This window comes from Nocardiopsis sp. CC223A (assembly GCF_030766825.1).
Taxonomy (GTDB): domain Bacteria; phylum Actinomycetota; class Actinomycetes; order Streptosporangiales; family Streptosporangiaceae; genus Nocardiopsis.
The window spans coordinates 40628-53064 of sequence record NZ_JASFDV010000017.1; the positions used below are offsets into that span (position 1 = coordinate 40628).

Annotated in this window: 12 protein-coding genes; 7 read left to right on the forward strand and 5 right to left on the reverse strand. The window is 73.6% G+C overall.

Translation table 11 applies throughout. The annotated features are described in order from the left end of the window. Nucleotides 1-32: 32 nt before the first annotated feature. Nucleotides 33-1154: a sensor histidine kinase gene (locus QJS33_RS09390; protein ID WP_306367498.1), complete on the forward strand. Its 1122-nt coding sequence runs from the start codon at nucleotides 33-35 to the stop codon at nucleotides 1152-1154. A 20-nt stretch (nucleotides 1155-1174) separates the two neighbouring features. Beyond that, the gene (locus QJS33_RS09395) at nucleotides 1175-1780 is read left to right on the forward strand and encodes a response regulator transcription factor (RefSeq protein ID WP_306367499.1); all 606 of its coding nucleotides are present in this window, start codon (nucleotides 1175-1177) and stop codon (nucleotides 1778-1780) included. Between the two features lie 259 nt (nucleotides 1781-2039). Here the strand turns inward: QJS33_RS09395 and QJS33_RS09400 are convergent, their stop codons facing one another. Continuing rightward, complete coding sequence (locus QJS33_RS09400) at nucleotides 2040-3083, reverse strand: NAD(P)/FAD-dependent oxidoreductase (protein WP_372339619.1); 1044 nt, start codon at nucleotides 3081-3083, stop codon at nucleotides 2040-2042. A 76-nt stretch (nucleotides 3084-3159) separates the two neighbouring features. After that, nucleotides 3160-3906: a dimethylargininase gene (gene ddaH / locus QJS33_RS09405; RefSeq protein WP_372339621.1), complete on the reverse strand. Its 747-nt coding sequence runs from the start codon at nucleotides 3904-3906 to the stop codon at nucleotides 3160-3162. Between the two features lie 166 nt (nucleotides 3907-4072). Between ddaH and QJS33_RS09410 the strand changes: the two genes are divergently transcribed. Further along, nucleotides 4073-5191 carry an FAD-binding oxidoreductase gene (locus QJS33_RS09410; protein WP_306367501.1) on the forward strand — a complete coding sequence of 373 codons (1119 nt, stop codon included), beginning with the start codon at nucleotides 4073-4075 and terminating at the stop codon, nucleotides 5189-5191. A 77-nt stretch (nucleotides 5192-5268) separates the two neighbouring features. Then, nucleotides 5269-5550, forward strand: a complete 282-nt coding sequence (locus QJS33_RS09415; RefSeq protein WP_306367502.1) for a YiaA/YiaB family inner membrane protein — start codon at nucleotides 5269-5271, stop codon at nucleotides 5548-5550. Nucleotides 5551-5608: 58 nt separating this feature from the next. On the opposite strand, the gene bioB is transcribed toward QJS33_RS09415, so the two are convergent. Then, nucleotides 5609-6670: a biotin synthase BioB gene (gene bioB, locus QJS33_RS09420; RefSeq protein WP_306367503.1), complete on the reverse strand. Its 1062-nt coding sequence runs from the start codon at nucleotides 6668-6670 to the stop codon at nucleotides 5609-5611. Nucleotides 6671-6860: 190 nt separating this feature from the next. Further along, entirely contained in the window at nucleotides 6861-7499 is a 639-nt protein-coding gene (locus QJS33_RS09425) for a CHRD domain-containing protein (protein WP_306367504.1), read from the reverse strand. Between the two features lie 452 nt (nucleotides 7500-7951). On the opposite strand from QJS33_RS09425, the gene QJS33_RS09430 reads away from it, so the two are divergent. The 3 genes from QJS33_RS09430 to QJS33_RS09440 are packed head-to-tail and all read left to right on the forward strand — an operon-like array spanning nucleotide 7952 to nucleotide 10675. Continuing rightward, the gene (locus QJS33_RS09430; RefSeq protein WP_372339620.1) at nucleotides 7952-9379 is read left to right on the forward strand and encodes a sugar porter family MFS transporter; all 1428 of its coding nucleotides are present in this window, start codon (nucleotides 7952-7954) and stop codon (nucleotides 9377-9379) included. A gap of 32 nt (nucleotides 9380-9411) precedes the next feature. Further along, nucleotides 9412-10329, forward strand: coding sequence for an AraC family transcriptional regulator (locus tag QJS33_RS09435; protein WP_306367505.1), 918 nt, complete (start codon nucleotides 9412-9414; stop codon nucleotides 10327-10329). After that, a complete protein-coding gene (locus QJS33_RS09440; RefSeq protein WP_306367506.1) occupies nucleotides 10268-10675 on the forward strand; it encodes a VOC family protein in 408 nt (135 codons plus the stop codon). The genes QJS33_RS09435 and QJS33_RS09440 overlap by 62 nt, the downstream gene beginning before the upstream one ends. Nucleotides 10676-10717: 42 nt before the next feature. Here QJS33_RS09440 and QJS33_RS09445 read toward each other — a convergent pair whose 3' ends face one another. Continuing rightward, nucleotides 10718-12379 carry an ATP-binding cassette domain-containing protein gene (locus tag QJS33_RS09445; RefSeq protein WP_306367507.1) on the reverse strand — a complete coding sequence of 554 codons (1662 nt, stop codon included), beginning with the start codon at nucleotides 12377-12379 and terminating at the stop codon, nucleotides 10718-10720. Between the last annotated feature and the right edge of the window lie 58 nt (nucleotides 12380-12437).

Here is a 12437-nt window from a genome sequence, read left to right on the forward strand (position 1 = left end):
GCATCGGCGAGCGCGGACACGAGGGGACGCGCATGGCGTCGGAGCAGGCCGAGGAGACGCAGGGGCGACTGCGCAGGCTCAACATGGACATCGTGTCCGCGGCGATCGCCGCCGTCGGGGCGCTGCTCATCGCGACCGACGCCGCCTCCCTCCCGGAGGGCATCGCCCTGGGCGCGGGCCTGGCCGCGGCCATGATGGTCGTCAACCGGTGGGCCGCGGGCCGCGGACCCCACCCCGCGCTCCTGATCGCCGTGCTGGTCTTCGTCACGGCCGTGTGGGTCGCCGGGGTCCTGGCGGCCGACGCCGGCACCGCGGTCTACAGCGTCGCGGTCGTGGCCACCGTCGCCGTCTCCAGGCTGCCGCGCCACCGACGGGCGGCCGCCGCGGGGTGCATCGCCTCCGGCGCCGCCCTGGTAGCGGTGAAGGCGGCGCTGACACCCGAAGACCCCCTGGAGACCGTGCTCCGGTACGGTGTGGCCACCGCGGCCGTCGCCGCGACCGGGTTCGTCCTCGTCTCACTCGTCTTCGCGGTCCGCGACAACCTCGCGGAACTGGAGCGGGCGCGCGAACGGGAGGCGGAGATGGCCGTCATGCGCGAGCGCGTGCGCTTCGCCGGCGACCTGCACGACATCCAGGGCCACACCCTGCACGTGGTCAAACTGAAGGTCGCCCTGGCCCGCAAACTCCTGCGCGCCGACACCGACCGGGCCGAACGGGAGCTGGACGAGGTCTACGACCAGGTCGGGGACACCATCGCCCGGACCCGGGACCTCGCCTACGCCCAGCGCCGACTCAACCTGTCCGCGGAGCTGGAGAACGCCAAGAACCTGTTCGAGGCCGCGGGCATCCGGGTCGAGGTCGAACGCCGGGGCGAGGTGGACGAACGCTCGGCGGAACTGGTCGGCCAGGTCCTGCGGGAGACCACCACCAACATCCTGCGCCACGCCCAGGCCCGCCGGGTGCGGATCACCCTCGCCGAGACGGGCATCATCATCACCAACGACGGCGCGGGGCGGGGACCCGCCCCCGCCCTGCGCGGGCTGGCCGCCCTGGGGGAGCGGGTCGCCGGGGCCGGGGGCACCCTGACCGCACGACGGGAGGACGGTCGGTTCCTGACGGCCGTGTCCTTCCCGGCCGCGGGCACCGACCGTTGACCCTTCACGAGAGGACACCGATGACGACCACCGTGGTGCTCGCCGACGACGAGGCCCTGCTGCGGTCGGCGCTGGCGGCGCTGCTGCCCCTGGAGGGGGACATCGCCGTGCTCGCCGAGGCCGCCGAGGGCACGGCGGCCGTGGAGGCGGTGCTGGAGCACCGGCCCGACGTGCTCGTCATCGACCTGGAGATGCCCGGCACCGACGGACTGGAGGCCGTCACCCGGCTGCGCCGGGAACGGCCCGAACAGGTGATCCTCATGCTCACCCGGCACGCCCGTCCCGGGGTGCTGCGCCGGGCGCTCAAACTCGGCGTCCAGGGCTTCGTCAGCAAGGCGGCCGACCCCGCGCACATCGCCGAGGTCATCGCCGCCCTGCACGGGGGCCGCCGGTGGATCGACCCGGACGTGTCGGCGCTGGCCGTCATCGACGACTCCCCGCTCACCGACCGGGAGGTCGACGTGCTGCGCGAGACCCGGGAGGGGTACTCGGTCGCCGAGATCGCCGGACGCCTGCACCTGGCCGAGGGCACCGTGCGCAACTACCTGTCCAACGCGATGCACAAGACCCAGACGCGCACCCGGCACGAGGCCGCCCGCTACGCCCGCGAGCACGACTGGCTCTGACCCCGGCCAGGGCGGGGACCCCCGCCCGGCCGGGGTCCCCGCGTCAGGTGCGGCGGCGGGCCCGCAGCACCGAGTCGTGCAGGAGGGTCCGGTGCCCGCCCCGGCGTCCAGCGCCCGCCCCGGGGCCGGCCCGGACACCTCGGCCACCAGCTACGGATTGGGCGGCGCCCCCTGCCCGTGGCCGTGTTCCCGGTAGCGGTCCTCCCGGTAGGCCCGGTCGAACTCCTGCGCCATGGGTCCCCTCAGTTCCGCGTGCGGGTCACAGCCCGTGGCGGTGCTCGCCCGCCACCGCCTCGTGCACCCGGGCCTCGGCCGCGGCCGAGAACGGCCGCCGCGCGCGCATCCGCTCGACCGCGCGGTCGGCCTCCTCCATCACCAGGTCGGCGTTGATCTGCGCGCCCGCCATGGTGCCCGCCGCGGCGGCCGCGCCGACCTGGGCCATCAGGTCGGTGACGTTGCCCGCCGCCCACACCCCCGGGACCGCGGTGCGGCCGCCGGTCTCCACGGGCACGTGCTCGCCCAGGCCCATCGGGTGCTCCTGCACCGTCAGGCCCAGGTCGGCCAGGAAGGAGGTACGCGCCACCATGCGGGTGGCGACCGTCAGGGCGTCGCGTTCCACCACCCGGCCGTCGGCCAGGCGCACCCCGCTCAGCCGGTCACCGTCGGTCTCCACCGCGACGACCTCGCCCTCGACCACCTCGATGCCGCGCGCCGCCAGCCGGTCGCGGTCCTCCGCGCCGACGGGCGGCGCGGTGTGGGCGAAGAACACCACGTCATCGCTCAACTGCCGCATCAACAGGACCTGGTGCACCGACATCGGGCCGGTGGACAGCACGCCGATGCGCTGTCCACGCACCTCCCAGCCGTGGCAGTAGGGGCAGTGGATCACATCGCGCCCCCACCGCCCCCGCAGACCCGCCACGTCGGGCAGCTCGTCGGACAGGCCGGTGGTCACCAGCAGGCGGCGCGCCCGCAGCACGCGCCCGCCGCCCAGCGTCACCGCGAACAGGCCGTCGTCGCCGCGGGACGCTCCCACGACCTCGCCCTCGATCACCACACCGCCGTAGGAGCGCAGCTCCTCGCGGCCCCGGGCCACCAGCTCGCGGGGGGCGATGCCCTCCCGGCCCAGCAGCACGTGCACGCCCTCGGCGGGGGAGTTGCGGGGCTCGCCCGCGTCCACCACCGCCACCGAACGGCGCGAACGGGCCAGGGCCATCGCCCCGCTCAGCCCGGCCGCACCGCCGCCGATCACCACCACGTCGTAGTCGTAGGCGCCGTTCTCCGTCACCTCGATCACCTCCACGACCAGGATGCGACCCGAACCGCAAAAACCACAAAAATCTTTGCCGTAACGGCAAACGATTCGGTGGTGGGGGCGATCACAGATCGGGGACCAGCACGCTCAGGCAGGTCACACACGCCTCCAGCTTCTCGAACTCGGAGATGTCCACCGGCAGCACCCGCCACCCCTGACCGGCCAGCTCGTGCACCGTGCCGCGCGCCGCCGCACTGATCATCACGTCCCGGCCGCCCAACGGCAGCACGTGCGCCCCCGGCTCCTCCGCCGGACGGCGGACCGGCGGCAGCGCCGAGACGTCCACCGCCTCCGCCAACCCGATGACGGTCCCGTCGCCCAACGCCGTCACCGCCGACTTCAGGTGCAGGACACCTCCCAGCCCCACCCGCCGCACCTCCCGGCCCAGCGGTTTGAGCAGCCGCTCCAACTGGGCCGCGCCCGCCTCGTCGGTGCGCCCGCCCAGGCCCACGTACACGGTGGTGCCCACCTGGAGCACATCACCGCCGTCCATCGTCCCCGGAGCCTCGATCCGCGCCACCCGCAGCCCCAGCCGCCGCACCGCGGCCTCCACCCCGTCGACCTCCCCGCGCCGCTCGGGCGCCCCCGACCGGGTCAGCACCGCCAGATCGCCGCACACCACCACCGCGTCCTCCACGAACACCGAGTCGGGGTGCTCGGGCGCCGGGTCCACCTCGAACACCCGCCACCCGGCCGAGGCGAGCACCTCCTGGTAGATGGTGTACTGGCGGGCGGCCAGCACCGGATCGACCTCCACCCGGTCGATGTGGGTGACGATGCCCTGCGCCAGGTTCGGTCCGGGACGGCGCATCAGGGCGACGCCGGGGGAGTACGCGTTCACGTGGTCCTACCTCCAGGGATGGGATGCGCTCTCGGTCAGAGCGCACAACCTATCGCCGCCCCCTACCCCGGACCCGGACACGGCACGCGGGTCTTTCGGCTTGTTCACACGGGCCCCGCACGGCAGGGTGGAACCCATGGACGTGATCGTGGTCGGCGGCGGCATCGTGGGCACCAGCGCGGCGTTCCACCTGGCCGGGAGAGGCGTGTCCACCGCACTGGTGGACGCCTCCCACACCGGGCAGGCCACCGCCGCCGGGCAGGGCATCGTCTTCCCCTGGCCCTTCCCCTGGGAGGACCCCGGGCTCCAGGCCTTCAAACTGGGGGCCGCCGCCCACCTGCCCGGACTCATCGCCGAACTCGCCGACGACGGCCAGGTCACCGGGTACGAGCGCGTCGGCGGCATGTCCGTGGACCTGGAGGGCGACGACGCGGGCTACGACCTGGTCTCCACCCTGGCCGCCATGCCCGGATACGAGGGCATGGGCCGGGTCGAGCGGCTGGCCCCCGGCGAGCCCCGCGAACGCTTCCCCCTGCTGCCCGCGGCCTACCGCGGCGTGTACATCGAGGGCATGGCCCGCGTCCACGGCCGGGTGCTGCGCGACGCCCTGTTCAACGCCGCCGAGGAACGCGGCCTGCACTACCGCAAGGGCGACGCGCACCTGCTGTGGAACGGCCACCGGGTGAACGGGGTGCGGGTGGGCGGCGAGGACCTGGAGGCGCCGACGGTGATCGTGGCGGCCGGCGCCTGGTCCGGGCGCCTGCCGTCGGTGGCCGGGGTGGAGCTGCCGGTGTTCCCCGTCCGCGGTCAGATCACCCACTTCGCCCTCCCCGGCACCGACACCCGGCCCTGGCCGGTGGTGCGTTTCGGCGATCGCGCGAGCCACGCCGTCGCGTTCGGCCCCGACCGCATCGTCGCCGGCGGCACCCGCGAACCCGAGGCCGGGTTCGACCGCCGCGTCACCGCCAAGGGCCTGGCCGAGAACCTCACCACCGCCCTGGAGCTGATGCCCGACCTGGCCGAGGCCACCGTGGTGGAGACCCGGGTGGGCTTTCGCCCCGGCACCCGCGACGGGCTCCCCCTGCTGGGACCCCTGGAACGGCTGCCCGGGGTGATCGTGGCCACCGGCCTGGGCGGGGACGGGCTGTCCCTGGGCGCCTACCAGGGCGTGGTCGCCGCCCGCCTGGCGATGGGCCGCGAACCGGGGGAGGACCTGTCGGCGCTGCGCCCGGACCGGCCCGCCGCCCCGGTCTGACCTGGAAGGGCGACCACCGGACGGTATTGAGTAGGTGTACTCAGGCGCACCGCCCCGCCCCGGGGGACCATGGACCCATGAACCCGTTCGCTCCCGCCCCCCGGTCCACCCGCCAGTTCTACCTCCAGTCCGTGATCTCCTTCGCCGCCGCCTCGGTCGGGCTGGGCGTCGGGGTGGTCTTCCTGCCCGTCGACCTGTGGATCCGCGCCTTCCTGGGCATGGGCCTGCTCTACGTCATCACCTCGACCTTCACCCTGGCCAAGTGCGTGCGCGACCGCCAGGAGGACCAGGCCGCCGCCGCGGCCGCCGAGCAGTACCAGTCGTGGAACGGCGCCGAGCAGGTCCCCCAGCCGCGCTGACCGCACGCGCCGCCCCCGCCCCGGTTCCGGCGGCGGGGGCGGCGCGTCGGCACCCCGGTCAGGCGTTGGGCGGAAGAGCGGTCCCGGCGCCCCGCCGCCGGGGCCGCAGCAGGTCGTGGCGCTCGGCGGGCAGGGTCGGCTCTCCCGCCCCCTGCACCTCGAACCCCGCGTCCGCGATCATCTCCAGGTCGGCCTTGCCGGCCTGCCCCTCGCTGGTGAGGTAGTCGCCCAGGAACAGCGAGTTGACGATGTGCAGCGCCAGCGGCTGCAACGAGCGCAGGTGGATCTCCCGGCCGCCCGCCAGGCGCACCTCCACGTCCGGGAACACGAACCGGGCCGCCGCCAGGATGCGCAGGCACCGCTGCGGGGTCAGCTCCCAGGTGCCCTCCAAGGGGGTGCCCTCGAACGGCATGAGGAAGTTGACCGGCACCGAGTCCGGCCCCAGCTCCCGCAGCGCGTACAGGGCGTCGATGAGGTCGTCGTCCCCCTCGCGCATCCCCGCGATCAGCCCCGAACACGGCGAGAGCCCCGCGTGCTTGGCCTGCTCCACCGTCTCGACCCGGTCGGCGAACTCATGGGTGGTGCAGATGTCGGCGTACCGCTCCTCGGAGGTGTTCAGGTTGTGGTTGTAGGCGTCCACGCCCGCCTCGCGCAGCCGTTCGGCCTGCCCCTGCGACAGCAGCCCCAGGCAGGCGCACACCTCCACCCCCGGGTGCTCCCCCTTGATGCCCTCGATGGTGGGGGCCAGCCGGTCCACGTCGCGGTCGGTGGGGCCGCGGCCCGACGCCACCAGGCACACCCGGGTGGCCCCGGCCCGCACGCCCTGCTCGACGACCTCGCGGGTCTGCTCGGGCTTGAGCCAGGTGTACTTGACGATCTCGGCCTGAGAGCCGAGCCGCTGGGAGCAGTAGAAGCAGTCCTCCGGGCACAGACCGCTCTTGATGTTGACGAGGTAGTTGAGCTTGACCCGGCGGCCGAAGTAGCGCAGCCGCACCCGGAAGGCGGCGGCGACCAGGTCCATCAGGTCGTCGTCACCCGAGCTCAGGACGGCGCGCAGTTCGTCGCGGGAGGGGAGTTCTCGGCGCAGCGCCTTGTCGGCGAGGTTCTGGTAGGTCGTCACAGGACACGATCTTGAAGGCACGGCCCCGGGTCGCGCACCCCCCCGATGCGCCAAAAACACCGGTCGACTTCTTGTCGGGGAGAGATCGTGTTCGTACCGGCCCCGATGCGCTACGGAGTGTGCCCGCGCCCCCGGTCCGGCACGGGTGCGGCGCCGGTGGGGAGTGAACGCCTCCCCACCGGCGCAACGGTCAGCGCAGCGGGCCGCAGGCGGTCGGGTTGGTGGCCTCCATGGGCAGGTTCGGGTCCAGGTCGCTGGCACCCAGGACGTCACCGTAGGTGCCGTCGCCGTCGTAGTCGATGCCGTGGATGACGACCACGGCGTTGCCGGCGCGCACGGCGTCGGCCGCCGCCTGGGACAATTCGAAGGTGCGGTCGTAGTCGATCATGCCGTCGGGGGCGGTCGGGAACCGGTCCACGGCCAGTGCGCTGGCGGCGGAGGTGTCGCCCTCGGTGGTGATGGAGGTCTCCACTCCGCCGTAGGCGTCGACACCGTCCAGGGTGCTCAGGGCGCGCTTGCCGTTGTGGATCCCGGCGTCGTAGTCGGTGGGGCACTCGCCGCGGCCGCCGATGTGGATGTGCTGGGCGTGCGGGTGGTCGACCAGGACGTCGTCCACGGTGATCCTGACGCGGGCGGTGAGCCCGTCCAGCCAGATCGTGGCGGTGCCCGATGCCTGGGACCGGTTGACGGTGACCGGTTCCAGTACGGCGGTGTACTCCTCCATGCCCGGGTAGCCGGGGACGTCGTCGGCATGGGCGGCGGCGGCGCCCAGCGGCAGGGTGACTGCGGCGGCCAGGGCGGCGTGGGTGATGCCTCGGATGACTCGCACGGGTGTCCTTCCACGGGTTCGTCTTCGGTCGTGCTGACCGCACCGTAGCAACACTTTCTGCAATCAGATGGTTACATTAAGCGAGTTTCGCCGTTCCCGGGAACATCAGAGCCCCCTTTCTCGCGAATTCCCACCAGTGTTCCGCCGCCGCGCCGTGTCCCGACCGACAGCTTCCCGAGCCTGCGCGACCGGAACCTGGGCGGCTCCTACCCGATCTACGCCGGGTTCTCCCTGCTCTCCCTGCTGTTCGCGTGGAGATTCGCCCAGGAGACCGAGGGCGAGACCCTGGAGGAGATGACCGGCCGACCGGACGCACCGCACCCCGGGCCAAGGGCCGGACATGATTCGCCCCGGTTTCGACCGGACCGGGGCGTCGCACTCCGCCTCCCGGGCCCTGCCGGACCACCCTGACGGAAGAACCGGCGGCGGGGGCCGCCGCGGAAGGGGGCGGAGTGTCCAGGACCGACGGAACGGGTACGCCCGGCGACCTCGCCGCAGGCGGCGACCTGGCGAAGGTGACCATGATCGCCGCCGCCGCGGCCATGGGCGGATTCCTGTTCGGCTACGACAGCGCCGTCATCAACGGCGCCGTCGACGCCATCCAGGCCAGATTCGGCGTCGACTCGGCGACCCTGGGCTTCACCGTCGCCTCCGCCCTGCTCGGATCCGCGGTGGGCGCGGCGATCACCGGCGGCATCGCCGACCGGTACGGGCGCATCCGCACCATGCGCATCGCCGGCGTGCTGTTCGCGGTCAGCGCCCTGGGCATGGCGCTGCCGTTCGCGATCTGGGACCTCATCCTGTGGCGGGTGCTCAGCGGCATCGCCATCGGCATGGCCTCGGTCATCGCCCCCGCCTACATCGCCGAGATCGCCCCCGCCGCCCACCGCGGCCGCCTGGGCTCCCTGCAACAGCTCGCCATCGTGCTGGGCATCGCCGTCTCCCAGCTCGCCGACTACCTCCTCGCCCTGGCCGCGGGCGGCAGCGCCGAGGGCATGCTCGGCCCGCTCCAGGCCTGGCAGTGGATGCTGGGCGCCGAACTGGTACCCGCCCTCATCTACCTGGCACTCACCCTGGTCATCCCCGAATCGCCCCGCTACCTGGTGCGCATCGGGCACACCGACCAGGCCAAGGAGATCCTCGCCAAGGTCGAGGGCGGCGGCCCCGCCCGCCTGGACCGGCGCGTCGCCGAGATCCGCCGGGCACTGGGATCGGAGGTCCGCCCCAAACTGAGCGACCTGCGCGGCCGGTTCGGGCTGCTGCCCATCGTGTGGATCGGCATGGCCCTGTCGGCGTTCCAGCAGCTGGTCGGCATCAACGTCATCTTCTACTACTCCTCGTCGCTGTGGCAGTCGGTGGGCGTGCCCGAAGGGGACTCGCTGCTGCTGAGCCTGTTCACCTCGGTCATCAACATCGTCGGCACCGCCGTGGCCATCACCCTGGTGGACCGGATCGGCCGCAGGCCCCTGCTGCTGGTGGGCTCGGCCGGGATGGCCGTGGCGCTGGCCGTGGCCGCCTACGCGTTCGGGCACGCCACCACCGTCGGGGAGGAGGTGGCCCTGAGCTTCGGCTGGGGCGTGGTGGCCCTGACCGCCGCCAGCGCGTTCGTGCTGTTCTTCTCCCTGTCCTGGGGCGCCGTGGTGTGGGTGCTGCTGGGTGAGATGTTCCCGCTGCGCATCCGCGCCGCCGCCATGGGCGTGGCCACCGCCACCCAGTGGCTCGCCAACTGGGCCGTCACGGTCAGCTTCCCGAGCCTGCGCGACTGGAGCCTGGGCGGCTCCTACCTGATCTACGCCGGGTTCGCGGTGCTGTCACTGCTGTTCGTGTGGAAGTTCATCCAGGAGACCAAGGGCAAGACCCTGGAGGAGATGACCGGCTGACCCGGGCGGGCCCGCTCTGTTAGCGTCGAAGCATGGACGAGCCGGAGCGGGCCTGGGAGTTCGCCGCCGCCCCCACCGGAACCGCCCCCGGGGTCGTGTCGATGGTCGGCTACCGGACACCGGCGGTGGCCGAGCCGGTCCACCTGGGCCTGCCCTCGGCCACGGTCACCTTCATCGTCGGCCTCGACGAGGGCGTGCGCGCCGCACCCGACGCCCCCTCCCTGGCCACCGCCCGCCCCGCCCCCGTCATCCTGGGCGGGCTGCACCTGCGGGCCTCCCACGTGCACCAGCAGGCCGGTCAGGCCGGAGTGCAACTGGCCCTGCACCCGCTGGCCGTGCGCTCCCTCTTCGGGGTCCCCTGCGCCGACCTGGGCGTGGACGACTACGACGGGCTGGCCCTGGCCGGCCCGCGCGGACGCGAGCTGCACGAACGCCTCACCGACACCGCCGCCTGGCCGGAGGCGTTCGCACTCATCGGCGCCCACCTGCGCGAACGGTACCGCGACCGGCGCCCGCGCCCCGAACTCGTACGCGCCTGGCGACTGCTGGAGCTCTCCCGCGGCCGGGCCCGCGTGGGGGAGGTGGCCCGCGGCGTGGACCTGAGCCCCCGCCACCTGGGCACCCTGTTCCACCGCGAGGTCGGCCGCTCACCCAAGACCGTGGCCTCCCTCATGCGGTTCGACCACGCCCGCCGCCGCATCGCCGCGCACGTCCACCGCGACGGGCGCACCGACCTGGCCCACGTCGCCGCCGCGACCGGGTACACCGACCAGGCCCACCTGACCCGGGAGTTCCGCCGCTTCACCGGGCTGCCGCCCGCCGCCTGGGCCGCCCGGGAGCTCCGAAACGTACAAGACACCCCGCCCGCGGGCGGGGGAGCCTGGGACCATGAGCACGCAGAACAGCACCACCGTCCGGCCGCGCCTGTGGGCGACCCTCCAGGCGCGTGACGCCGCCGCCCTCATCGCCTTCTACACCGAGGCGTTCGGGTTCACCGCCACCGCCCGCCACCACGACGCCGCCGGGCGGGTGGCCCACGCCGAACTCCTGTGGCCCGAAGGCGCCGGCGGGATCATGCTCGGCGACCACACCCCGGAACGGGAGTGGTCGCGCGAGCCCGGCACGGCCGGCTGCTACGTGGTCACCGCCGACCCCGACGCCCTGTACGCACGGGTCACCGACCACGGCGCCGACATCGTCCGGCCGCTGAACACCACCGACTACGGCTCCCGCGAGTTCGTCGTCCGCGACCCCGAGGGCAACCTCTGGTCCTTCGGCGACCACCCGGGCGAATGAGCACCGTGCGCCCCGCCGCGACCCGCGGCGGGGCGCACGGGTTCACTCCGCAGACCCACCGGCCAGCAGGGCACGCACCCCCTCCGCGGTGGTCTCCACCAGCTCCCCGCCCACGAACAGCCACCGGGTGACCCCGATCGACTCCAGGAACGGCAGGTCGTGGCCGGCCACGACCAGCGCACCCTCGTAGGCCTCCAGTGCCCCCGTCAACTGCCGGACACCGGACACGTCCAGGTTGTTGGTGGGCTCGTCCAACAGCAGCAGCTGCGGTGCCGGGGAGGCCAGCAGCAGGGCCGCCAGCGCCGCCCGGAACCGCTCACCGCCCGACAGGGTCCCCGCGACCTGGGCCGAGCGCGCCCCCCGGAACAGGAACCGGGCCAACTGGGACCGGACACGCTGGTCCGCCACCCCCGGCGCCAGCCGCTCGACGTTCTCGGCCACCGTCAGCCCGTCGTCCAGCACGTCCAGCCGCTGGGGCAGGAACCGGGCCGGGACGAACACCCGCGCCGACCCCTCCCGCGGCTCCAGCTCCCCGATCAGGGTGCGCAGCAGGGTGGTCTTGCCCGCCCCGTTGCGGCCCACCAGGGCGATCCGCTCGGGGCCGCGCACCCACAGATCCGCACCCGACAGCACCCCGTGCACCGGGGTCAGGCCCTCGGCCCGGAGCACCTCGCGCCCCGAGGGCACCGCTGTCCCGGGCAGCTCCACCCTGATCTCGGCGTCGCCGCGCACCGCCTCGGCCGCCTCCTCCCGGCGCTCGCGCGCCTCCTGCATCCGGTCCTCGTGGACCCCCTTGAGCTTGGCCGAGGACTCCTGCGACCAGCGCTTGAGGTTGCCGGCGACGATCTTGGGGACACCGCCCCGGGCCTGCACCCTGCGGTTCTGCTTCAGGCGGCGGGCCAGCTTGACCCGCGTCTCCTCCAGTTCCCTCTGCCGGCGCCTCATGTCGGCGTCCGCGGCGCGCAGGGTGCGCTCGGCCGCCTCCTGCTGCACCGCCAGCGCCTCCTGGTAGTCCGACCAGCCGCCCCCGTACCAGGTGACCGACCCCGAGCGCAGCTCGGCGATGCGGTCCACGCGCTCCAACAGGTCGGTGTCGTGGCTGACCACGATCAGGGTTCCGGTGCGCCAGGAGTCCACGGCGTCGTAGAGCCGCCTGCGGGCGAACAGGTCGAGGTTGTTGGTGGGCTCGTCCAGCAACAGGACGTCGGGGCGCTCCAGCAGCAGGGCGGCCAGGCGCAGCAGGACGGCCTCGCCGCCGGAGATCTCCCCGACGGTGCGGTCCAGGTCGATGCCGTCCAGGCCGAGTCCGCCCAGGGCGGCCAGGGCGCGCTCCTCGACGTCCCAGTCGTCGCCGACCGTCTCGAAGTGCTCCTCGGACACGTCGCCGGACTCGATGGCCGCCAGCGCCGCACGGGTGTCGGCGATGCCCAGGGCCCGGTCGACGCGCAGGCCGGTGTCCAGGGTGATGTTCTGCGGCAGGTAGGCCAGGCGCCCGTGGACGGTGACCGATCCCGACGCGGGCCGCAGCGCCCCGGCCAGCAGGCGCAGCAGGGTCGACTTGCCCGAGCCGTTGGTGCCGACCAGGCCGGTGCGGCCGCGGCCCACGGCCAGGGACAGGTCCTCGAAGACGGGCGTGCCGTCGGCCCAGGCGAAGCCCAGGGCGGAAACGGCCACGGAGGCACCGGCGACAGTGGGTTGGAACATGGTTCTCTCGCAATACGGAAGCGAAGTGACAGGGCTTCGTATGCGAGCACCACGCGGC